22 protein-coding genes are annotated in these 22,160 nt (G+C 61.9%); 14 read left to right on the top strand and 8 right to left on the bottom strand.

What is annotated here, in order from left to right; all coding sequences use genetic code 11:
* Window positions 1-15: 15 nt before the first annotated feature.
* The 7 genes from ACZI8R_RS19165 to ACZI8R_RS19135 all read right to left on the bottom strand — a co-directional run bounded on the left by ACZI8R_RS19165 (window position 16) and on the right by ACZI8R_RS19135 (window position 5,764).
* Complete coding sequence (locus tag ACZI8R_RS19165) at window positions 16-246, bottom strand: hypothetical protein (protein WP_463381253.1); 231 nt, start codon at window positions 244-246, stop codon at window positions 16-18.
* 139 nt (window positions 247-385) lie between these two features.
* Entirely contained in the window at window positions 386-1,291 is a 906-nt protein-coding gene (locus tag ACZI8R_RS19160; protein ID WP_463381252.1) for a type II secretion system F family protein, read from the bottom strand.
* Window positions 1,288-2,166, bottom strand: a complete 879-nt coding sequence (locus ACZI8R_RS19155; protein ID WP_463381251.1) for a type II secretion system F family protein — start codon at window positions 2,164-2,166, stop codon at window positions 1,288-1,290. The genes ACZI8R_RS19160 and ACZI8R_RS19155 overlap by 4 nt, the downstream gene beginning before the upstream one ends.
* 2 nt (window positions 2,167-2,168) lie before the next feature.
* A complete protein-coding gene (locus tag ACZI8R_RS19150; protein WP_463381250.1) occupies window positions 2,169-3,803 on the bottom strand; it encodes an ATPase, T2SS/T4P/T4SS family in 1,635 nt (544 codons plus the stop codon).
* On the bottom strand, window positions 3,796-4,353 hold the full coding sequence (locus tag ACZI8R_RS19145; RefSeq protein ID WP_463381249.1) for a CpaE/TadZ family protein: 558 nt from the start codon (window positions 4,351-4,353) through the stop codon (window positions 3,796-3,798). The genes ACZI8R_RS19150 and ACZI8R_RS19145 overlap by 8 nt, the downstream gene beginning before the upstream one ends.
* Before the next feature lie 296 nt (window positions 4,354-4,649).
* A complete protein-coding gene (locus tag ACZI8R_RS19140) occupies window positions 4,650-5,366 on the bottom strand; it encodes an SAF domain-containing protein (protein WP_463381248.1) in 717 nt (238 codons plus the stop codon).
* A 2-nt stretch (window positions 5,367-5,368) separates the two neighbouring features.
* Complete coding sequence (locus ACZI8R_RS19135) at window positions 5,369-5,764, bottom strand: hypothetical protein (protein ID WP_463381247.1); 396 nt, start codon at window positions 5,762-5,764, stop codon at window positions 5,369-5,371.
* A gap of 814 nt (window positions 5,765-6,578) precedes the next feature.
* On the opposite strand from ACZI8R_RS19135, the gene ACZI8R_RS19130 reads away from it, so the two are divergent.
* The 14 genes from ACZI8R_RS19130 to ACZI8R_RS19065 all read left to right on the top strand — a co-directional run bounded on the left by ACZI8R_RS19130 (window position 6,579) and on the right by ACZI8R_RS19065 (window position 21,801).
* A complete protein-coding gene (locus tag ACZI8R_RS19130) occupies window positions 6,579-7,295 on the top strand; it encodes a hypothetical protein (protein ID WP_463381246.1) in 717 nt (238 codons plus the stop codon).
* Window positions 7,296-7,937: 642 nt separating this feature from the next.
* Window positions 7,938-8,858 carry a ParA family protein gene (locus ACZI8R_RS19125; protein WP_463381245.1) on the top strand — a complete coding sequence of 307 codons (921 nt, stop codon included), beginning with the start codon at window positions 7,938-7,940 and terminating at the stop codon, window positions 8,856-8,858.
* A complete protein-coding gene (locus ACZI8R_RS19120) occupies window positions 8,855-9,520 on the top strand; it encodes a hypothetical protein (RefSeq protein ID WP_463381244.1) in 666 nt (221 codons plus the stop codon). The genes ACZI8R_RS19125 and ACZI8R_RS19120 overlap by 4 nt, the downstream gene beginning before the upstream one ends.
* Window positions 9,521-9,882: 362 nt before the next feature.
* On the top strand, window positions 9,883-10,140 hold the full coding sequence (locus tag ACZI8R_RS19115) for a hypothetical protein (protein ID WP_463381243.1): 258 nt from the start codon (window positions 9,883-9,885) through the stop codon (window positions 10,138-10,140).
* Window positions 10,141-10,325: 185 nt separating this feature from the next.
* On the top strand, window positions 10,326-15,701 hold the full coding sequence (locus tag ACZI8R_RS19110) for a telomere-binding protein (RefSeq protein ID WP_463381242.1): 5,376 nt from the start codon (window positions 10,326-10,328) through the stop codon (window positions 15,699-15,701).
* Window positions 15,701-16,438: a terminal protein gene (locus ACZI8R_RS19105; RefSeq protein ID WP_463381241.1), complete on the top strand. Its 738-nt coding sequence runs from the start codon at window positions 15,701-15,703 to the stop codon at window positions 16,436-16,438. The genes ACZI8R_RS19110 and ACZI8R_RS19105 overlap by 1 nt, the downstream gene beginning before the upstream one ends.
* 2 nt (window positions 16,439-16,440) lie before the next feature.
* A complete protein-coding gene (locus ACZI8R_RS19100) occupies window positions 16,441-17,067 on the top strand; it encodes a hypothetical protein (RefSeq protein WP_463381240.1) in 627 nt (208 codons plus the stop codon).
* A gap of 200 nt (window positions 17,068-17,267) precedes the next feature.
* Window positions 17,268-17,747, top strand: coding sequence for a hypothetical protein (locus ACZI8R_RS19095; protein WP_463381239.1), 480 nt, complete (start codon window positions 17,268-17,270; stop codon window positions 17,745-17,747).
* A 125-nt stretch (window positions 17,748-17,872) separates the two neighbouring features.
* Window positions 17,873-18,088, top strand: coding sequence for a hypothetical protein (locus ACZI8R_RS19090; RefSeq protein WP_463381238.1), 216 nt, complete (start codon window positions 17,873-17,875; stop codon window positions 18,086-18,088).
* A 149-nt stretch (window positions 18,089-18,237) separates the two neighbouring features.
* A complete protein-coding gene (locus ACZI8R_RS19085) occupies window positions 18,238-18,870 on the top strand; it encodes a hypothetical protein (protein WP_463381237.1) in 633 nt (210 codons plus the stop codon).
* 99 nt (window positions 18,871-18,969) lie between these two features.
* Entirely contained in the window at window positions 18,970-19,173 is a 204-nt protein-coding gene (locus ACZI8R_RS19080; RefSeq protein ID WP_463381236.1) for a hypothetical protein, read from the top strand.
* Between the two features lie 129 nt (window positions 19,174-19,302).
* Window positions 19,303-19,479, top strand: a complete 177-nt coding sequence (locus ACZI8R_RS19075) for a hypothetical protein (RefSeq protein WP_463381235.1) — start codon at window positions 19,303-19,305, stop codon at window positions 19,477-19,479.
* Window positions 19,480-19,709: 230 nt separating this feature from the next.
* On the top strand, window positions 19,710-20,606 hold the full coding sequence (locus tag ACZI8R_RS19070) for a DNA-processing protein DprA (RefSeq protein ID WP_463381234.1): 897 nt from the start codon (window positions 19,710-19,712) through the stop codon (window positions 20,604-20,606).
* A gap of 220 nt (window positions 20,607-20,826) precedes the next feature.
* Window positions 20,827-21,801, top strand: a complete 975-nt coding sequence (locus ACZI8R_RS19065; RefSeq protein ID WP_463381233.1) for a DUF4192 family protein — start codon at window positions 20,827-20,829, stop codon at window positions 21,799-21,801.
* Window position 21,802: 1 nt separating this feature from the next.
* On the opposite strand, the gene ACZI8R_RS19060 is transcribed toward ACZI8R_RS19065, so the two are convergent.
* Window positions 21,803-22,160, bottom strand: a 358-nt coding sequence (locus ACZI8R_RS19060; protein WP_463381232.1) for a hypothetical protein, incomplete at its 5' end; no start/stop codon positions are given.

Here is a 22,160-nt window from a genome sequence, read left to right as displayed (position 1 = left end):
CTGTAACGATTCCGGTCAGCGAATCTGTGAGAGATAACGCTGGACAACGGGGCCGATCCAGGCGACGACGGCGATTGCGAGGGTTGCGAGGCCCGCAATGATGATCACGGTCTGGACGACGTCGCCTTTGTCCTTGCCGCGAGTGGTGGCCCGGTCGTAGAGGCTGGCTGTCAATGCGAGCACTGTGACCAGGGCCAGTGTTGTGGTGCCGGTGATGCGGTGGATGAGGCGGTGGATGTGGGACATGGCTGTCTCTCCGGTTCGTGAGTGTGGCTCTATCTCTTATAGATCAGGGTTCAGGGTTCTCTGTGACACGCTGGCGTCGTTCTTTTCGAGATTGTTTTGGGTGGCGGCCTGGCATTGTGCATATCGTTCTTCCTCCTCCTCAAGCGCCCATCATGGCTATGTTTCCCACTGCGGCGATTGTCAGTAGCGCGACGAAGATGACTCCGAGGAGTGCCAGCGGTGCCTGCAGCTTTTCGGTCGCCGATCCAGCGGCGCCGAGCTCTTTGGCCAGTTGTGCGTTTCTGAGCGATGCTGCGGTGGCGGACAGGGTTTCCGACACACTTGCGCCGTGCTCACCGGTGAGGGTCATGATGTCGACGAGGTCGCCGAGGTCTGGAATGTCCAGTTCGGTGGAGAGTTTGTTGAGGGTTTCCCAGGGCGCCTTTCCCGCTCGTTGCGCCTTCTGTAGTTCTTCGTCGATCCGGCGGAACACCCAAGATTCGCCGACGACGGCTGCACGCTCGAGGCTTTGGACTGCGCCGACGCCGCCGGTTCGGTTGAGGGAGACGAATTCGATGAAGGCGCCGAGCCCTCGAGACGCTTCTTCGCGCGCAGCTGCAGCGTTTCTACGGACCTCGATGTCAGGGGCAAAGAACAGGACTGCGGCCAGGGCAAGGGATGCGACCGTCGGGATGGACCAGGACAAGCTCGCGCCGGCTAGCACAGTCAGCAAGAGCTGCGCGACAGCGGGAAATGCCAAGCCGACGAGCGAAGCTATGACCTTGTTTCCGAGGAAGCGTTGCGGGCTGATCTGCAGTATCGCCAGGTCAGCTGTAGGGAACTTGATCCACTCGATTCCTCCGATGTGGGGGTAGAGCTTGGTTCCGACTTTGCTGTAGATGGTGTCGTCGGTGTGAGCGAGCGGGGACCTTTGGTCACCGGTGTCGGTCAGATGTGAGATGGCGTCGGAGAGGGATGCGCGCGCCGGGGCGAAACGCAGAATGATGCAAATCAGCCCAAGGGCCAGAATGAGGCCAAGGAGAGCTGCTTGGGTTGTGGCGCTCATACCGGTGCCCTTTCGGTGAGGTGGATTGGCAGCTCGGAGGATGCTGGTTTGCCTAGGAATCGGGGGAACTTGATCGGCTTGGTGAGCAGTTTCATCCACCAGAGGACGGCGGCGAAGGCTGCGGCGAAGGCCAAGAACAGAATCTGTCCGATCGGACTGGAGTAGAAGTTCATGAAGTCGGTCGCTACGAAGAGCGCGACGACGAATCCGATTGTGATGATGGTGACCCAGCGTGCGGTTGTGCGGGCTCCCTTGCGAGCGGCTTCTACGGCACGGCGGTTGCGGACGTCTTCAGAGACAGACATCGCGAGGCGGTTCAGGGCCGCGGCGAGTCCTGTGCCTCTCAGTGCTGCGGCTTGGATGAGTGCTCCGGCAACTAGATCTCCGGTGCTGTCGTCGAGGTCGGCCGCGAATCTCCTGAGTGCGTCGTTGATCGGGGTGTTCGACCGTAGACGTTGGATGAACTTGCTGATCTCCGTGTCCAGTGCAGAGGGAATCGATCGGTGGGTGGCGATGATGGCCTGTTCGATGCCTGCACCTGCGGACAGGACGCCGGAGAGGTTGCGAACCCACTCCTCCATCGCGTTCAGGCGTGCAATTTCAGCTTCCGCTGCGGGTCTGCCGAGTAGGTGTGGCAGGCCTACTGTGAGGGCGGGACCGATGACGATGCAGATGAACCAGCCGGTAATCAGCCAGGCAGCGGCGCCGAGGACGAGGCCGGCGACTATGAGAGCTTGGACCTTTCGGGGTACCCGGATTCGCTTGCGGTGCTTGGTCGGTGCAGTGGGGTCACGGCGGTCTTGCCAGCCTTGGTAGATTAGCCATCCGCCGATGATTGGTGTGAGCGCGAGTATCGCTGCCAGGATTGAGTACATCGTCAGCTTGCCTCTCCCCATGTGAGTGTGTTGGGCGGGATCTCGCTGGTGGTGAACCCGCCGGCGTACAGCTGCTTGATCATGGCGGGTGGGAAGCTTCCGAATTGGCCCTCTCCCCCGCGCCCACCTTTGTAGACGGTGGTGATGGCGGGTTCACCGTTCTCGCCTGGTTCGAGATAGATCACTTCGTCGACGAACCGGTGTTTGGTTTTGTTGCCGCTCTCGTCGGTATCGAACTCGATCTCGAGGTGAAAGATCAGGTTGATGTGGAACATCACCTGCCTGGTTGCGTAACGCTCGGAGACGGTGTGGTCTTCGGTCGCGCAGGTGACGAGTCGGTCGATGGCGCCACGGGCTGTGCGGGCGTGGGTGGTTGACAGTGATCCTTTGGTGAACTGCATGCTCTTGAGCATGTGGATGATCTCTTTGCCGGCGACCTCTCCGACCATGACTCGGTCGAGTCGGTGACGAACCGAGGAGTACAGGAGGTCCCCGAGATCGACGGATCCGAGTTCTTTGCCAGTGTTTCCTGTAATTTCTCCGCCGCCGGTGAGGATTTCGTAGGAGATGACATCACCTTCGCGGCCGGGGAGCTCGTGGAGGAAGAGTTCTCGCTCGGTTTCGACGGTGCCGATGCGGGTGCCGAGTGGCAGCGAGTTCGCGATTGCCCGAATATGCATGGTTTTTCCTGATCCCATGTCACCTGCCGCGACCATCGACATGCCTCCTCGTTGCCCGGTTTCGAAGATGCGGGCGAGCAGGGGTGGCATGGTGCCCAATTTGACGCAGTCGTCGAGGACGATGTCTTTGTGCCTGTGGAGTCGGATCGAGACTTCGGGGCGTGGCACGGTCCATGCGTCTGCGGTGAAGCGGATGCCGCCCTCGAGGTTGAGCCGGAGGTGAGGGTGCATCTGGGAGAAGAGGCGGCCACCACCTGGTGCACGAGCTGCGAGGTTGGAGATCCATTCGATGACCTCGTCATCGCTGTCGGCGATATCTCCGTAGTCGGTTCGCGTTCCGTCGGGATCGACGCTGTGGCAGTGAGTGCCGTAGATGAAGATGTCTTCAATGTCCGGTAGTTCGACAATTGCTTGGATCGGGCCGAGCCCGAAAAGTGTGTCGTAGACCGACTTTTCGATGTCGTGCTGCTCGTCGACGGCAAGCGGCTCTCGACCTGCGGTGATGGTCGAGTTGATGAACCGTTGCATGTGGTCTGCGATGATTCGCCGACCGAGCTCACGCTCCTCGTCGCGGGTGTAGGGCGCAAGGTCAGGGGTGGGTTCTTTCTCGTCCTCGACTTGGCGGCGACGTTCTGAAATATCGGCGGTGAGCTCGTCGGTGACGTGTCCGACGAGATTGCGCACGAGGCGCCGGCGATCTTTGTCGACCAGGGTTCCTGCGGGGGCGCTGAGCCGGTGAGCACGCGGGCCCGTGCGAGGCTCAGCCGTGTGACCGGCTGCGGAAAGTAGGCCGGCGGCGGTGTGACTGCTTCCGTTGTGCCGCGGCGTCTCCCGTGCGGGGTTTGGTGTCTCCCCCACCCGGTCAGCCTCTTCGGTTGGGACATCGACGGTTTCGACGTCGCTGAATTGCGGCAGCAGCCACAGCGGCATCTTGTCCGGGGCATTGTTGTCAGGCATGAACTTCTCCTGCTGTGGGCTCGTTCCGAGAGGTCAGTTCGGGGGTGTACCGGGGTGCGTGGACCCACTCGGGGCGGTGGCTGTCGATATACGTGCCAAGTCGTGGCCAGGCGTTTCGAAGGGACCTCAGGTAGGTGGATCTCGTTCTCCTGAAGGCGGTCATCTCTGCACCTTCGGAGAAGACCTTGGCGTGCACGGGTGAATCCGGAATCGTGGTGATGACGTCGATTCCGAAGGTTTTGGTCACTTCGCTGGCGGTGTAGGGGCTGTTTCCGACAAGAATGAGTCCGATTGCGGACGGGGACTTGGTGGATTCGAGCTTCGCTCGCAGGCCGCGGAGCGTTCCGTGGAGGGCGGTAAGGGCGGTCATCGTCGGTCTCGTGACTATTGCGATGAGATCGGCTTGGCGGAGCAACTCGGCGGGGCCTGACTGGTGGCCGAGCCTGCCTGCGTCCACGACGACGGTCGCACCGCGTTGGGACAGGCCCGACAGGTGCGCTCCAAGCGGTGCCCATGTGCTGGTCATGGCGTCGGCCTGTTGTGTGTTCATCAGGCCGGGGATCACCCAGACGTCAGAACCGGGCAGAGGGACAGCTTGTTCGGCGAAAGCGCTGGATATCCGACCTCGACGAGTGGGATCGACGAGGTTGATCAAGGAGCGGTCTCCTCTGCGATCGGAGGCCTCTCGCGCGGACTGGAGATATCCCGAGTGGACCGGGGACGACCCGACGGGGTCTGCTTCGACGAGTAGGACGCGGTCCGATGGTGAGCAAAGGGACAACCCTAGGGCTGTTGTGGAGACTCCGGGTGCTCCGCTCGCTGAGGTAAGTGCCAGAAACATGGTTCCTACTTCTCACTCGAGTCGAGGACAATGGCGACACGGCCGGTGGCGGCTCGTGCGGAGACCCAGCTGCCTTCGGCCTGCGGCACGATCACATCGACCGTAGTTTCACCCGTCTCTGCGATGGTTTGCGTTGAAACCACCTGTGCCTTGGTGGCGATCGGGTCCTGGACCGGCGCGTCGTCCTGGTCGCGCGGAGTGTCGACAACACGAATGAAGTCACCGGGGCGCAGTTCCTGGGTGGGCAGCTTCGAGTAGGCGACCGTTACCCCGACGACGGTCAGCCCCTTCCCCGGTACGACGTTGGCGGTGACAGCAGAGGGGTTCACAACCGTGCCGGCGGGGAGTGCCGCTCCGGCAGACTTTCCGACCACCGAGGTGATCTGGTCAGCGGGAATACTTGATATTCCGGAGTCAGAGTTGACCTGAACAGTCGTCAAGTCCGCTTCGGTGATGGTCTGTCCTTGACTGATGTCGCTGGAGGCGACCAGGACATTTGTGGTGGACCGTACTGTGTTGACGAGGAATACCGCCCCGATGACGAAGATGACGACGAGGGCGATACCCGCAGCGAGAAATGCGGGTCGGCGTCGGACTTTGGTTCGGGAGGTGGCAGTGAAATCGACATCCGGTTTGGGGAGGCCATTGTGGGTGGTCGAGTCCTGCTCTTCGCCGACTGCTTTTGACAGTGCACGGTCCTTGAGCTTGGTGGTAAAACCCATGGTCAATCCTCTTCCTTGGTCTGGAGGTGCGCGTCGAGTGCGGCAGTCAGTAGCTGTGAGCGTGATCGGGCTGCGACTTCGGTCTTGATGCGGTCGATGACTTCGAAGTCCGATTCCAGGAGAGAGAAGGGCACTTGGCGCTTCGTGACCTTCTGTACGCGAGCGGCACCGATTCCCCGGGCTTTGAAGAGGGTGCCGCCGACGGTACCGCCGGGGTGTACGAGATCGTTGAGGTGTGAGTAGGTCGCCTCGAGCGCTTCGATGAACACTTCTCCGGTGGTCATCGACCGACGGACGCATTCTGCGGCTACACGGTCGCTGGTGAGCGTTGGTAGGTGCACGTTCGATGAGACGACTGGGTCGTCGTCGACGGATCCGTCGGGAACGAGCTGGGTCACTTCTTGCTCCTTCTGCTGCTGAGTCGATGACGACTTGCGTTCAGGTGGAGCGAAGGCCGCCTCAAGTGATTGGGGGGCTGCAGACATGGACGGTTGCGCGGTCACATCACAACACCTCCCCCTTTGCCGCTTCGGGAGATTAGTGCGCCTCTCCCCCGCGGTCCCTGTGTGCTGGTCATTGCTGAGTGTCCTGCCTGGTGTCGTTCGGCTTGTGTGGTGCCGTCTGACTTATACCGGTCAATAGGGACGCTCAGAACGATCCGTTAAGCACCGCTCACTTCGTGTGGATCTCCCCTGTCCGTGCCGCCATGGTGGATGAGCTGCGCAAACAGCTTGTCCGGACGTCGTCAAGTCTCATACCGTACTAGACGGAATGTTTCTACGCTGAGTTCCGTCCACGATGCGTTTCGTCGGGGTGTAGTCGTTGTCCACGCGCTTGCTGGTGGTGTGCCATCTGCTACCAGTCGAGTCTTCGCGTCGCTGCCGCGCACTATTGTCGTACGCCCTTACGGGCTGCGTCATGACTGTGGTGGTCGCTCAGCGCACACCCTGGGCAGCTCCGCCAGTCTTGCGGTGCTTGTTCGCCCACCTATCAGTACTTTTCGTGGGCGACATGCCTTCCATGTGGTCGACGCGTAGTAGTTCTTGTTCGAGATTCGGTAGGTCGCCGGTTGGCCCCGCTATTTGTACGAAGTCCTACTGGTAGTCGTCTGGTTGCGTCACAGTTCAAGCGAATCTGTTCGGCGTCACCCAAATGCGGGCTCTTTGCTGTTCGCCTGGTGACACACTGCGCTGAACCTGCGACCATTGGCCCATGACGCTTCCACTCGGTTCTACTGACACCAGCGATTCGTCGCGATGGGTCGCTGACCTCGTGTGGCACCGTCAGAGCTACAAGCAATCGAAATTTCGCTGGTGGGACAACGAGCCGTTGCTCGTTGCATCCGAATTCACCGGCGGTCGGCACAGTTTCACCGGAGTTGACGGTCTTCGGGAACTCGAAGGGTATCGACTCTCACTCGGCGCTTACGTCTTGACCTGTCAGCGCGCCATGGGCAGGGCTCTGAAAGAAGCGCGTGTTGGTCTCGGACTTGCCGACTGGGCGGACCTCGCGACGCTTCTGGACGTCGACCGGAGAACATGTGAAGAAAGTGCCTACCTCGCTACATGGGCATACCCATATGACCGGCGCGAGATCAGCAACCCTCAGGTGCAACGAATCGAAGCAATGTGCGCGAGCTTCTTCTTCGCCAATCCACTCCTGCTGACATGGGAGATGAGGCAACTTTGGGGGCTGTACTGCGCGGCCGAACAGGTGCTTGAAGACACCTTGGTGGACCTGATCGAGGAGCTACTTCCGGTTGTTCCTGCGGGCGTCCTTTCATCGGCTGTTGGCCTGTCCAGTGAGCATGGATTACTGGACAGAATTTTCCAGCAGCGCTCCACACGGGGGCCTGTTGGTGATTGTCGCCGTGCAGTCCGGCAAACCTACGGTCGCCTGCCGAAAATTTCCGATATAACCGCAGGGTAAAGGCATTTACTGCGCTTGTTGTCCTGCCGCGTCCACTCCCCCTTCCTCTGCTGGCACAGGTACAGATTCCACCGACCGTCCCATCGTTGATTCGAGCGCCTGTTCCACCTTGCCACCTGGCGGTGGCTCGCCTGCAACTTCCCCTGCTCGATCCACCTCTGATTCAGGTGATGATTCCGTCGTTGTCTGTGGTACTTGTTCCGCTGAATGCACCACCGCAGACTCCGGCGTTGAATCCCCCTCTACATCAGGTGCGTCTTCCGCTGGGCGTTCTAGCCGGGATGCAGCTGTGGTTTCCGGCTCGTGTCCCACTGCTGTATGCCGCGTGTTCTCTGGCCTATGTTCCAATTGGATTTACGGCGCTACTTCCGCTTGTTTTTCCACTGTGTTTACCTGCGTTTATTATGGTTCTTGTTGCGGCCGTGATTCCTGTGTGCTTTGATGCTGGAATGAACACGGGTGTTACGACCGGATTGACCACCGGATGTTTCGCCTTGTTACGAGCTGTAGTTCGTGACCGATTTACAGCTGGGTCTCGTCCGTGTTTACAAGTCCTAGTTCCACGATGAAAACCCACGTTGAGTTCCCCGGCGAAGTCTCACGCGACTCCACCGCAGATTCAACGCAAGTCTTAGGAGAGTCATGACGAAGCTCATCAAACGAACCCTCGCAATCGGCAACGGCAAAGGGGGAGTGGGTAAAACCTCCATATCAACCAACTGCTCTGGCCTCGCAGCCGCCGGCGGATGGAAGGTTCTCGCCTGCGATCTCGATCCACAGGGCGACATGTGCAACGACCTTGGATACAAGCAGGACAATGGAAATGCCCTGCTCTCTGCCCTGATCACGGGGACCTGCGTTCCTGTGATGAAGGACATCCGTCCCAACCTCGACGTAGTACCCGGTGGGCGGGCACTTGCGGATATCACCAGTGTTCTTGCAGGTCGCGCTGCGAGAGGTGACGATCCCACTCGGGCGTCCGACACCTTCGGTGACCTTCTGCGTAGATCCCTCGTGCCCATCGCAGACGAATACGACCTGATTGTGTTCGACCTGCCACCGGGGGAGCAGATGATCATCAACGGAACCCTGGAGTGCACACGGGCACTGGTGATTCCAACACGCGCTGACTCTGCAAGCATCAAAGGACTCAGCGCGATCGCTGAGTCATTCACAGTGGCACGGCGAACCAACCCGGCGCTCAGACTCGCCGGCGTCGCACTCTTCCAGATCGGCTCACGTTCGACTCGACTCGAAGACGCCGTTCGAGACCGCGTTTCCGATTTGATCGGGGAGTCAGCTCCGGTATTCGATACCCGCATACGTCACCTGGAGGCCGCAGCGTACGACCTGCGCGATAAGGGACTGCTTGCCCACGAGCTGGAAACGCAGGCGGCACAGGCGCAAGCACAGCGCCTTGCATCCTTGCGAACGGGACAGAAGCCGGTTGCTGACTTCTTGGCCCGCAACGCAACTGGGCTGGCGGAAGACTATGAACAACTCACCATGGAGATCTTTGCTCGAATGAGCGAGTTCGACCAGGACGAGGAAGGTGCGGCATGAGCGGCAAGTCTCGAACCCGAAAGCCCGGCAGCCTGGAAGGAGCCTTTGCGGCGCCCCCAGCTCCAAGGCGTGGCGAGGGTCTGGCGCAGTTTCTACAACGACCAACAGCCTCGCCAGAGAAGGATCCGCCCGCAAAACCCGATGCAGAGGAGAAGTCATCGGCAACTACGCCGATCGCTGACGCTTCGGCGGCCGCCCCGGAAAGTGCGGGGGAGTCGCTAGTTCCTCCTGTCACGAAGCTGGTGCCGGCGCCCGCCACGGCTGCCCCGATCCAGGTAGCGCAGCCCGCGGATAGCGACCCTCAGGGCTCGACCTCTGAGGACATCGAGGACGTACCGGTGTACATCGATGCGGCAACACTCAAGGCACTGAAAGCAGAAAAGGGGCGTATCGGTGGGACGTATGCCGACGTTGCCGAGGAAGCCCTCGAAGAGAAGCTCCAGGAAGTAGCGGTACTCCTTCGCTCGCCAACGAAGTCTGTTGGTGCGGTTCCGCGACGGCGGAAAAAGCCCAAGGTCCGCGGGGGAATTCAGATTCAGGTGCGCTTCAGTCGCGAGCAGCGCGATTGGCTCGACCGCAAGAAGGACGAGTTGGGTGCTCCCACCCGGAGCATCATTGTTGCCCTGGCTTTGCAGCTGAAGTTGGGCACACTGTCTGACTGAGTTTCGCGCCCGGAGCGTCTTCCACCTTCGCTCCCCACCATGCTCCCCACCATGCTCCCCACCATGGTGGGGAGCACTTTTTATGGTTTGAACTGCTGTTTTAGGCCGCTCCCCATGCTCCCCACTCATTTCGCGGTAGGTCGTGCGTAGGGGAGTGTTCGGACCGTCTTGCGACACGTCGGCAAATTGTTTGAAAGCCCGGTGTCACACAGGCGTGGAATCCGGATCTATCTGAAGTAGAGCCAAATGAGCGAGGGAGAGGCGAGGGTTGCGATGGCGTGCACTGGCAGCAAGATGCGGAGCGACACGCCGCACCATTTCGGTTACCTCTACCTGTTACAGATTCGTTCTAGGCTCATTCCATGGCACAGCAGCACAAGGGGTCCCGCGGCCATATCGCCACGCGTGCTCCCATCCCACAGCATCACGTCTACGAACAACGCGCCCAGGAGCTCGGCATTCCGGCGGGGGACTACTCGGTGCTCGTGCTTGCGATCGCACACGGCCTCGACATACCCGAGTACATCGCGAACAAGCTCAACCCGAACCAGCTTCAGCTTCTTGAAATCCACGTCCAAGGCTCGGCGCAGCGCGTGGGCCAGCTCGCTATGGGGGCGTGATGGGAGCGCCATAGAAAGCGAAATGCCCCCCATGCTTGGCGGCGGGAGGGGGCATCTCGGCGACCTTACGAGATCCAGCTGGATCTCTGACCACCAACATCCTCGAGAGGAAGGGGCGGTGCTGTACTCATGATAGACCAAAGTCTGCGCGCGCCCGGTGCTCGCGACACGGTGGGTGACAATCTGTGACCTCACCTGCACCCCGCGGCCGTATGTGGTCGATCGACAACCTTCGCCAGTTGCTCGAGCCAGCCGGCGGGATGAAGATCCGCAGCAACAGCCAGTTCTCCGCCCGGTGCCCTGTACATGACGACTCTCATGCATCGTTGTCGATCACCTGGAGCGACGACGGGCACGGCGGCAAGGTTCTGCTGCATTGCCACGGATGCGGCGCCAGCGGCAAGGACATCGCTGACGCCCTCGGCATCTCTCTCGCCGACTTGTTCGACGAACCGCTCCCGCCACGGCCCGAGGGTCGCCGAGTGGGTCGGTCAGCCACACAGCGGGCAAGCGGTAAACGTCGGGGCAGAGTCGGTGGCCTTCCGAAACCTATCGCCGCACGTGAGATCGCCAAAGAGATTGAACACACCTGGGAGCAGGTGGCGGTCTATCCGTACTCCGATGCCGATGGCAATGTCGTGCAAGAGGTTGTTCGTGAAGAATGCACCTCCTGTGAACTCGGCCGGCACAAGCAGTTTCGGCAGGTGTTCGTCACTGCTCTCGGTCGGCGTGTCAAGAAGAAGCCCCACGACTTCACCCCTGTCCTGTATCGCATGCCTGAGCTCATTGCGGCTGTGGCGGATGGGACGCCCGTGTGGCTGCTCGAGGGCGAGAAAGACGTTGCCAGCGCCGAGGCCTTGGGTTTGGTTGCAACGACCAACACCCAGGGTGGACGCGCCTTCCCGAGTGAATGCGCTGCGCTCTTTGAGGGTGCAACAGTTCAGATCGTGCTCGACCGTGACGATGCCGGATGGGAACGAGGAGTCGATCTCTTCTCGCTATTGGGTGGCGTCGGGGCAAAAGTACAGCTTCTACTTCCAGGTACACCCGGGCCGAAGACCGACTTCACCGACCATGTCGAAGCAGGTCTGTGGTCGGCCGATGATGAGTTCGGTGGGCTGCTGAAAGTGTCTGCGGCGGAAGTGGCTGCGCATGCGCTCTCCGGCACAGCTCGCGCGAAAGCCCTCCTGATCGAAAAGGCTGCTGCTGAGGCGCAAGCGCGTGCCGCACTCGCGGAGGACGACGACCTCGAAGCAAAGCGGGCCAAGCGCTGGGCCCTTGAAGCTGAGATCCGGTTTGAAGTTCTTCGGGATGTCGTCGACCATGCTCGGCGACAGGCAGCCGACGCCGGCACCGAGTGGGCAGGTTCTGCCGCCGATGACGCGGTAGCAGTGTGGCAACTGGCCCGCAACGCCGCGCGGTTGGCACATGATGTGGCGAAAGTCCCGCTACCGCCACTACTGCAGGACGACCGGTCCTCATCGGACGAGTCAGGCGTCGAGCCCGAAGACTCGACCCGCGCAGTCGGGCAAACAGGCGTATTCGAGGCAGGTGCATCAGCGCCGGTGGGGGAGTCGAGTTCTCGCCGCGGCGTCGCGATATCTGCTCCGACGTTCCGGATCGTGGACGGCCAGTTGGTCGAGATCACCACCAACAAAGATGGCGATGAGCAGGCGAAGTTGGTCCTCGGGATCGATGCTCGGATCGTGGAGATGGAGTACCTCGAGACGCAGGACGAATCGGTGGATGTCGATGCTCCGGTATTGCTCGGACGTGAGGGAATCGAGGGGCAGAAGGAAGCGAATCCGTCGTCACCTGAGCAGTTGTCGGCTGTGGTGATCGGATACACCCACCCCGCGACCGGCGAGTTCATGCGGCTCCGTGTCGACGCGATGGAATTTCGTGATTGCGGATGGATCGAATCCCTGCCTGGACCACCCGCCTATGACTCTCGGCCGTCCGGTATCGCGAAAGTTCGCGATGCGCTCAAGGTGGCCGGTGGTTCAATTACTCGCACCGTGCGGTTTCGTTCAACCGGGTGGCGACGCGATGAAGCCGGTGAGTGGTTCTTTGTCCACGCCGGTGGTGCGATCACCAGCAGTGGCGCAAAGGTCGCCCCGGTCCTGCTGACCGGACCCTTGGCCCGGTACGACTTGCCTGCTCCGTCTACGGATGTGGAGAAGGTGCGCGATGCGTTCTTGGAACATTCCGCATCGATGTTGACGTTGATGCCGACGCGGGTCGGCGCGGCCATGCTCGGTCATGTGTATCGGTCGGCGATGGGACCGAATCCTTGGGTTTTGCTGATGGTCGGCTCGCCTGGCTCGTACAAGACCTCGGTCGCGTCGATCGGTATGCACCACTGGGGCGAGCTGTGGGATCGGCGCAGACCGGCCACGTCCATGTCGGGCAATGGCGACACACTGAATGCCCTTCGTATCAAGCTCAATGCGGCAAAGGATGCCTTGTACTGGGCTGATGACGTTGCACCAACACGAGATTGGGGAGCAGCGCAAAAGTCTCTCGAAGAGTTCGCGCGCATGGTCCACAACGGGGAGCAGCGTTCGCGGTCGACGCGGGACGGGTTGAGCGTTCTCGACGGAACTCCGCCTCGAGCTTCAGCGATCGTTACCTCGGAGGTCATGCCGCGGCCGGGGTCGGGGGCGCAGCGCATGTTGGCGGTGCCGATGCAGAAAGAAGAGCTCGACCTCGACGACCTGAAGAACCTGGACCGCGACGAGTCCCGCCATGGTCGGGCCCTGCTGATGGCGACGTTTTTGCAGTACCTGGCCGGACGGCTCGACGAAACAAGGGGAGTGGCCTTCTCCGAGGCTGACAGGTACGCCCAGGTTCTGCGCGATTCCGGGGAAAGTGTGCGGCAGGCCGAAGCGATCGGTGCTGTGTGGGCCGGATGGGTGGCTATGACCCGCTTCTTGGTCGATATCGGCGCATTGTCCGAGGACGAAGCTCGGACCACTCTCGATATCGTTGACGAGGGTCTTCTGGCGACGGCAGCGGCCGCAGCCGATCCTGATCTTCCTTCCCGAACTGGAGCAAGGGTTCGCGAACTGATCGCGCATGCTCTGCGCACCGGGCAGGCCTATGTCGACGATGTTCGCACCGGTGAGGCACCTGATCGTCCCCTCGCAGGACGGCTGGGTTGGCGGCGCACGTTTGTCGGCGAATTCCAAGACGTCAAAAAGTATCGGGAAGATGCCCGTGGAATTCGCCTCGGTTACGTGCTGACCGATCCGGGGCCGAGGGACGGCGAGGCGCAGCTGTTGCTGGAATCTACTGCCCTCGAACAGGTCCTCAAAGCAGCAGCGCAGTCGATGTCTGATGCACCTCAGATTGATCGTGGTACCGCATTGCGTGCATTGCACGACGAGGGGATCTTAATCGCTGAGGAGCGCGCCGGCCGGACCCCGCGGTACACAGTGCAGCGCACCATTCACTGCGAGGATCGTCGTCAGCGCTTGACTGCCCTTCGCTTGTGGAAGGTTATCGGTGAGGATCCCGACGACAACGGCGACGGGGCAGTGGAGTCGGGTGGCCCGGATCCACAGGGCCCCAACAGCTCGGGGCCATCGACTGGCCTGAAGGACCTGATTGATCAGTCCGGTGAACGTCGTGGGGTCGAGTTAGAGTCTGCTGAATCGGCTGCGGCGCCAACTGCATCTACCGAAGATGCTCCGTCATTGTCCGCAGACGAGATCGACACTGCGGCTGCACACGAGTCGGAAAGTTCTTCTGATTCCGCAGACTCAGCGGCCGTGACAGAGCGGGGCCTGACCAGCCCTGAAGTAGCAGATCAGGAGACGAGTATGGCGATTGAGACCGATGCCGAAGGCAATACTGCCGACGCCGAGTTGATCGAGCCCACCGAGTGCGCACTGTGCGGTTCCGATGAGGCTGGCTGGATGATTGACGGCTTGGCCATGCATCTTCCGTGCTGGTGGCAGAGCACCGGTGTCTCTCGGGCGGCCGCGCGCGGCGATACCGTTCCGTCGCAGCCGGAGGCGGTGGCCGAGACTGCAGTAGCGACGGTGACCGGGTCGTCGCGGGAACGCCAGTCGCCGGCACCCGAGACGGGCAAGGACTTCGCCGGTCCGGCTGCAGTGCTCGATGTCGACGGGATCTGGCTCGCTGACGGCACCTGTGTTCCGGTGGCGGAGGGATTTCGGCACGTCGGTGACGCTGCGGAGTTGGTTTCGCGACTGAATCTGGGGACGTGGACCAACAAGGACAAGACGTGGTCTGCTCCGGGGCAGATATGGATCACCGATGCAATGCTCCGCAGCGTCGGCATCGATACCGAGTCTCTGGGCAAGCGCAAGCGCAACGACAGACTTCGTGAACTCACCGCTGAGTCCTCGTTTGTCACCGATGCACTTGCGGACGGTTGGCAACTCGGCGGTAAGCCAGGGAACAGCCTCGGCACCTGGACCCGAGTGTGGCGCGGGGAGAAAAAAGGTGTGTGGGTTGCCCTGATTTCGGGAATGAGCTCGGACGAGGAAGAAATGCCCATCCTCGCCGACGATCCCACCCCGGCCGAGCTGGCACGCAGGTTGGCGAACTTCGCTACGGCGGTGAGCTTCCCGTGGATGATCAGCCCTGCTGCAACGGGGATCGATCTGATGATCGCCTCGCGGCCGCGGGAATGGAAGCGGGTATTCGGTCCGTCCCCCTCTGATGCGGCAACCACATCCCTCAAGCCGCATGCACCGGATATCGACTGGACTCGGACGCTGACGAAGGATGAGGCAGCGTGCAAGTACGTGCACGCGTATGACCGGGGAGGTTCCTACCTTGCAGCGATCGCAGGTCTCGAGCTGCCGATCGGTGAGGCCACTCATTTCCCGGACGGAGCCACGTTCGACCCGAAGGTGCCCGGGTACTGGCTGATCGACGTACCCGAAGATTCGGATTGGCGTTTCCCGAATCCGCTTAACCCTCTGGTGAACCCGAAGATCGAATCCCAGTGGGTAACGACGCCGACGCTCGAACGAGCAGCGCAATTCGGCTACGAGCCCGAGATCCTCGAAGCGCACCTGTGGCAGGAACACGGTCGAGTGTTGTTGCCGTGGTACGAGCGCAGCCGCGACGCGCGGGCCAGTCTCGATCGTGCCGGTGATGTCGATGCACAGAGGGCGCGTGATCAGATCAAGGTCATGTATACCCACACGCTGGGGATGCTGAACTCGAAGCTCCACCTCGAGAACAAGGTCGGCTACTCGCCGGAGCGGCACTTTCACATCATCGCCAAGGCCACGGCGAACATCCTGTACCGGATCGAGCAGATCGGGCGGACATCAGGCTCGTGGCCGGTAGCGGTCTTGAAGGACACTGTGTTGTACGTATCGGACGAAGCAGATCCGCAGAAGGCGTGGCCGGGTTCTGAGAAGCAGTACGGCCGCGGGCTGGGACAGTACAAGCACGAGGGGTCGGCTCTTCTCTATGAGCACCATGATTTCCTGACGGGCTACAGCTACAAGGGCAAGCAGTCCCTGATCAGCCCGGGGGAGTGGGGAACTGGCCACGGCTCTGAGGTGGCGTCGTGATGGCACGGAATCCGGTTGGAGGATTGTTCCGCAAGATCGCCGACAGCATCACTGATTTCGGATCGGTGGTTTCCAGGTCGGTGAACGTCGATGCGGCAGCCCGTGCGATGGGGACCACGAAGAAGGCCGTTCGGCAGGTTCTTCAACAGCGGCAAACTCAGATTCGGTCCACGCTGTTCACTGGATTGACCGGCCGCAAGGACGCTGATGTGTCTGGCTCGTCAGATCCTTCCTCGCTCAAGGGTGCGTTGTTGGCCGCGTACGGCCCCGGAAAGAGAGGGGCCACGATCGACACGCGGGCAGCAGCGGCGGATCTGGGGGTATCGGTTCGTACTGTGCAGCGGTGGATTGCCCCCGAAGGGAAGCAGCGGATCTCGGCGCCGAAACCGGAGACGATGGGCAAGATCGCCACCCAGGCGCGGAAGTCAGCTACCACACAGGCTGGCCGCAGGAATGCAGTCGGTGCGTTCCGGACGAGTTCGGCAGGTTCCGGACTGATCAAGCGTGGTGGCTACATCAATATCGACGGAGTGCAGGGTCCTTCCTCGTATGAGCGCGATCGTGCCATCACTCTCGAGTTGACCCCGGAACAAGCAGATGCGTTGCTGTCGGCGTATGAGCAGGGAGGCGACAAGGCGGCTCTGTCGATCATCAACGGCCACGCGGACAACTACGTATCCGGTTGGCAGGTACTCGATCTCTCCGACGTCAATATGTCAGCTCGGAAGGACCTGTAGCGATGGCGGGCCCGCGCTGGACCCGCAAGCGCCTCGTCTCCCTCCTGAACGCCTGCTACGGGACGACCGAACGTGGTGCAGTCGATGTCGATGCCGTGGCAGAGGCAATGGGGGTATCGGCTCGGTCGGTGCGCAGGTGGATTGCCGGGCCGAATCGACGCAAGGCCGCGATACCTGTCGGTCGGCTCGGGCAGCTCTTGTCGCCGCCGGCCGAGGTCACCGTTCGACACCGGCAGCAGGTGGAGTACGCGAAGGATGCGATCTCGGAGATCGGTCTGCCGAAAGGACGAGGAATCCTTCCTGCGTGGCGAACCAACGGCTGGCTCGACTCTCACGTCGTGGCCGTCATCGCACCCAAAGGCACTCCATGGCGCCAGCTCGTCGTCAGCAAGGGCACTGCTCGCTCGATGACGGAGATCCGCCGGCGCGGCGACATCCTGGATGTGACCACAGTGCCGACACGGTTCCACGGAGTTGTCCTCGCCCACGAAGTCTTTCGCACGGTGCACCCCTGGCGGGTGTATCCCAGCGCAGCCAAGCTGTCGATCGGACGAACCCAGGTATGGGCCAATGATGCACCGTCAGTAGATCTGTCGGTTATTGCAGTAGCGCACGAACTGCGCGGATAGGAGAGTTGAATCATGACAAGTCGCGTAGAAGACCGGTTGCAGGCCGTCTTGTCCGAACATGCCCTCGATGAGGGCTGCCACAGCAAGGTGGACGTCGCCATGGTCGATGACAAGCAGGATCGCCACTGATGGTCGAACATTCTCCTTGGGCGCGGGTGAAGAATCCACGGCCACTGCCCGATGTTCGCAATGCTGAGGTCATGGCCAGCGCCCTAACCGATCTTCGCGACGATGACCTCGCGATCCTCATTCGTGATCACCTTCTACCGCCAGCCACCGGTAGCCGGCGGAACTGGAATGCGTTCTGGTCCGCTCTGAGCGCGGAACAGAATCTGCGGGAGCGCGCCAGCGACATCCTCAACGACTACCTCGACGACGCCGAGGATGCCGCCACCCGCCGACCGGCCGAAGACCGCGACCCGCAGACCAAACGCATCGACCAGTTCTTTCGTCGCTGCCAGCAGGCTCTCGACCGAATCTTCACCACCGATCCCGATGCCCTGATCGAATGGGCCGGCCCGGCAGCCGCCGTGTTCAACCCGCCGGCACGTGCTGCGATCGACGATCTCGTGAAAGCCATCGCCCGGCACGAACACAACCATGACGACGACGCGTTGTACGCAACGTTGGACGAGGTTCTCAACCGATCGCTACGAGGACGCCGACCGAAGGTGCAATAACAGATTCTGGGTTCTCGGTGAGATATAGGGACCGCATGATAGACAAAAGTCCGTTCGATTTCTCACCCACTTGCGCCCGAAAGTAGGTGAGAAATCGCAGCACGAATGTGTTTATGCTTTCTGCCATGAACACTCAACAGAAGCCGATCCGCGAAATCTTCATCCACGCAATAGAAGCCGCCGATGGGCACACCCACGTATACCAGGTTGTACACGACCACCTGGAAGCCCCCGAAACCGTCATAGTTCAAGGGCAGCCATGCCTGATTACCTACACGTTCAATCGACGTACCTATGAAATCGACAAGCATGGGAACACTCAGAACGAGGTAACTCTGTAGGCGCACTCCTATACAGCGCAACTCATTTACAACTCGACGAACAGCGCCGACTTCGACGGCTGCGTCTAGAATTCAGGCGGTCAAAGGGAATGTCGGGCACACGACCCAGTTGCGTGCGCGGCGAGGAATCGACAAACAGGGTGGAATTCATGAAGAAACTGGCACTATCTACGTTCTCAGTCTGCGCAGCAGCCAGCTTGGCGCTCGCCGGTTGCGGCAACGATGACGCGACGCCAGCAGAGGAGACGACAACGACGGCAGCTGAGTCGTCGCAGGCCGAATCCAGCACAACTGGATCTACGGGTACAGAGACATCCTCATCAACGACAGCCAGCGGCACTGAATCAGCGACAGAAGGTCCTGACGCAATCGGTGGCACTCAAGATGTCACTGGAGAAGGATTCACGGCGAAGGTGCAGGTCCTCAACGAACCAACCATTCAGCCGAAACCGATTCCCACACTCACGTTCCCAGTGGCAATCGATGTCGAGTCCGGGAGTATGAATGCCGGCCCGCAGAACTGGAAGGTGCGCACCCTGAGTGGCCAAACCCTGCAAGGGCACACGGTTACGAGTATTCCGACCAGCATCGGATCCGACGCTATCGATGGTCACGCAGAAGGCTTGGTGACTTTCCCTGACTACAGTGGAAACGAACTCGCCGCCGACGTGTCAATCGCCGAGGTTGCCCTGTATCCGGACGCTGTATCGAATGATCCGATCGCTCGATGGAAGTTGCCGGCACCCGTGGCTGTACCGGACATTCCTGCACCGCAAGGCTAAGAACACAACTCGCTTCCGCACGCGGTCGGGCCTGGTGACACGCCCGACCGCGTGCCGAACCGCATTGTGCAGCGCCCTCGTGGAATCTGTACTGGACATATGCATCCAGTAATCGAACAGATCCTCGGAATCCTTCTGCTACTCATTGCCGTGTTGGGCTACAAACTCGCTCGACAGCACTTCCCGCCGCTGGCGTCTCTCGTGGGAGGACTCGGCGCGGCCGGTGCAACGCTCGGATTGATCGCCTTCATGGGGTCGGAGTCTGCACCGGCACTGTTAGCCAGTGCGTTGGGGCTGAGCTGAACCCGAGTACTTGTGGAGACGCTGGCCCGTTCGGCGCCCAGCGAAGGTCAGCGAGGTCGAGGTGCAACACGCCCGACCGCGGGCGGGGAGTCCTTGTTTCGGCCCGTTCCCGGAATCTTCAATTGACACATGAGCCCTGCAATTCACACTTTCGTCGTCCTTGCCCTCGTGTGCGTCGCCGCCCTCGCCGCCCGACTCGCTAGACAAAATGAACTCTCCCGCACTTCCTCAGTCGGCATGGGCATCGCCGCGGCCGGCGCCACCGCGGGAGTGATTGCATGGGTGGGGGCGGGCATGCCGCTGTAAATGGTTCCGACCACCATGATCTGAACCTTCCTATGTGCCAACAACTGCCGAGTGCACACGCCACATACGAGCATCTCTGAAACCCGCCCCTCACAGTGCCCCCGGCACTGTGAGGGGCGGTGGCGGTTTGGGGTGCTTTTGTCGGTGTTGTGTGGCAGGTTCGGGGGTGGAAGTTGTCCTGTTGTGGTGCGTGTGACCAGCGCATCTGGTGCCCTGGGAAGGGGTTTGTTGTGGGTGTTTTCGAGTTCGGTGAGCGTCGGTTGGCGTGGGCGTTTTTGTCGCGGGTGACGGGTGCGTCGTCGGCGGCGGTGGCGGCGTTGGTGGCTGTGGAGGGTCCGGTGGGTGCTGCGGAGGTGGTGCGTGCGGGTCGGGTGCCGGAGGTGGTGTTGTCGGGTGATGTGGTGGATCGGGCGCAGCGGGATTTGGAGTTGGTGTCGGCGTTGGGTGGCCGGTTGGTGACGCCCGATGATGCGGAGTGGCCGTCGGAGCGGTTGGCGGCGGCTGCGGCGGTGGGGTTGGCGCCGTTGGCGTTGTGGGTGCTCGGTTCGTCTGCGGTGCTCGGTGATGGGGTGCGTGCGGTGGCGATGACGGGCAGTCGGGCCGCGAGCGGGTACGGGGAGCATGTCGCCTCGGAGTGGGCGCAGGATGCCGCTTCGGCGGGGCTGGTGACGGTGTCGGGGGGTGGTTTCGGGATCGATGGTGCGGTGCACCGGGGTTCGATGGCCGCAGGTGGCGCAACGGTGGTGGTGCTCGGGTGCGGTGTCGACCGTGCGTATCCGGCCGGGCATACCCGGTTGTTCGCGCAGATCACCCGGCACGGCGGCGCGGTGATCTCGCCGTTCGCACCGGAGGTGGTTCCGTCGAAGGCACGGCTACAGGCCCGTCACGGCGTCGTCGCGGCCCTGGCGGACGCGGCCGTGGTGGTCGAGGCCGGACAACGCAGTGGGTCCCTGGACGTGCTCGGTCATGCCCGGGCCATTGGCCGGGCGGCGTTCGCGGTGCCGGGGCCGGTGACGTCCGCGTCCTGCACCGGATCGAATCTGGCCTTGCGTGATCTGGCCTCTCCCGCGGTGCGATTCACCGATGTTGCCGCCGCGGTTGCGGCGACCGAACCTGTCCCCGCCTGACCCACGAGTCACCCCGAGTGGGTGCGGTGCCGGCACCGGTAAAGGTGCAGGTCACCGCACCCACTCACAGCGCCCCCGGCACTGTGAGTGCCGGGGGCGTCGGCGGGTGTTTTGGGGGTGTTTTTGTCGGTGGGTCATGCCAGTGTTCACAGTGCAAGTTGTCCTGTTGTTGCGGTGCGCCTGACCAGCGCGCCCCGAGACCCTGTGAAAGGGGTTCCTCATGTTCGTTCGTATTTCCGGCCCGGCTGACGCTGTCGCTCTTGCTGTTTCGTTGGCGGGTCATCTGCCCGAGTCCGAGCTGGCGGTGATCGTGTCCGGGCAGGGTACCCGCGTGCCCGCGTTGGCCATGACGCAGATCGGGCAGCCGTGCGCCGAGGAGGCGGCGCGCATTGTCGAGGGGCTCGAGTCGATGCCGTACCTCGACGATGCTCTGACGTTCTTCGTGGTGATGTTCGGGACCGCCGAACAGGCGGAGATGGCCAGCCGTGCCGTCGAGATGTTCCGCCCCGGTACTCGGATGTTCTCCTACACCGAGGGTGTGGCGCGTATGTGGTACGCGCCCGGTGTCGCGGTGCCCGCCGAGGGGGAGCCGCTGGATCTGTCCTCGCATCCGCTGGTGGCCGATGCGATCGTGGCCGGTGATCTGCGGTTGCTCACCCGCGCCGAGATTCGCGCCTCGTTCGCACCGGCCCAGTTCGGCCCTGAGCGCGTGGCACAGGTCGAGGCGATCATCGGCCGTGAACAGGTGCTATTGGCCGCTACGGACCCCCTCGAGGCGGCGCAACGCGCATTCGAGACCGCAGTGGCCCCGTACCTCGAGGTTGAGCGGGGGATCAGTGTGAGCGTCGAGCACGCGGGAGTGCTGGCGGCCGCGCTACTCGATACCCCGGTGCGTGATCTGCTGATGGCGGAGTTCACCACCGAGCGCGTACGCGCCATATCGGAGGTGTGCCGCCAGGTCGGGGCATCCCTCGACGGCGTTCACGCGGCCCCGGCGATGATCTACGGCGCGGTGTGCGCCTGGGTCGGTCGCCAGCCCGCCACCGCCCGCGAGGCCCTGACGATGGGCCTCGAGCAGAACCCCGAACACCGTTTCGGGCTGCTGATCGAGCAGGCTCTCGACCACGGGCTGCACCCCGATATGTGGGAGCAACTGCGCACCGCCGCCCTGGACGCTCGCCAGCACGCGGAGTAGATCACGAAACGGTGGCGCGGCACCCCCAGGCGGGGCCGCGCCACCGCACCCCGCAGGCGAACGCACCGGCGATCACGCCACCGAAACACGCCACCCGATCCTGATCGACCGCCGCCGATCCGTTGCCGCACAACAGCACACGAGAACCGAGCCGCGCAGCGGCCGGGTACACCTCGACACGTGGGCGGCTTGCCGCACACACTCCGTCAGGCCGTGGGCGTAGCCCACGGTACCCACCACCACGCTCACCGACGTCGAGTTCGAGCGAAACGAGTCGTACTACTTCACGTCGCCGAGCGGCGGTTTCCAGTGCGGAATCATCAAGCTGCCGAACCGTACCGAGGCAGGTTGCCAGGGCG

The sequence above is a fragment of the Rhodococcus huquni genome, assembly GCF_055231055.1.
Note: the sequence above shows the minus strand (reverse complement) of the source record. Positions and strands in the feature narration are given on the sequence as shown.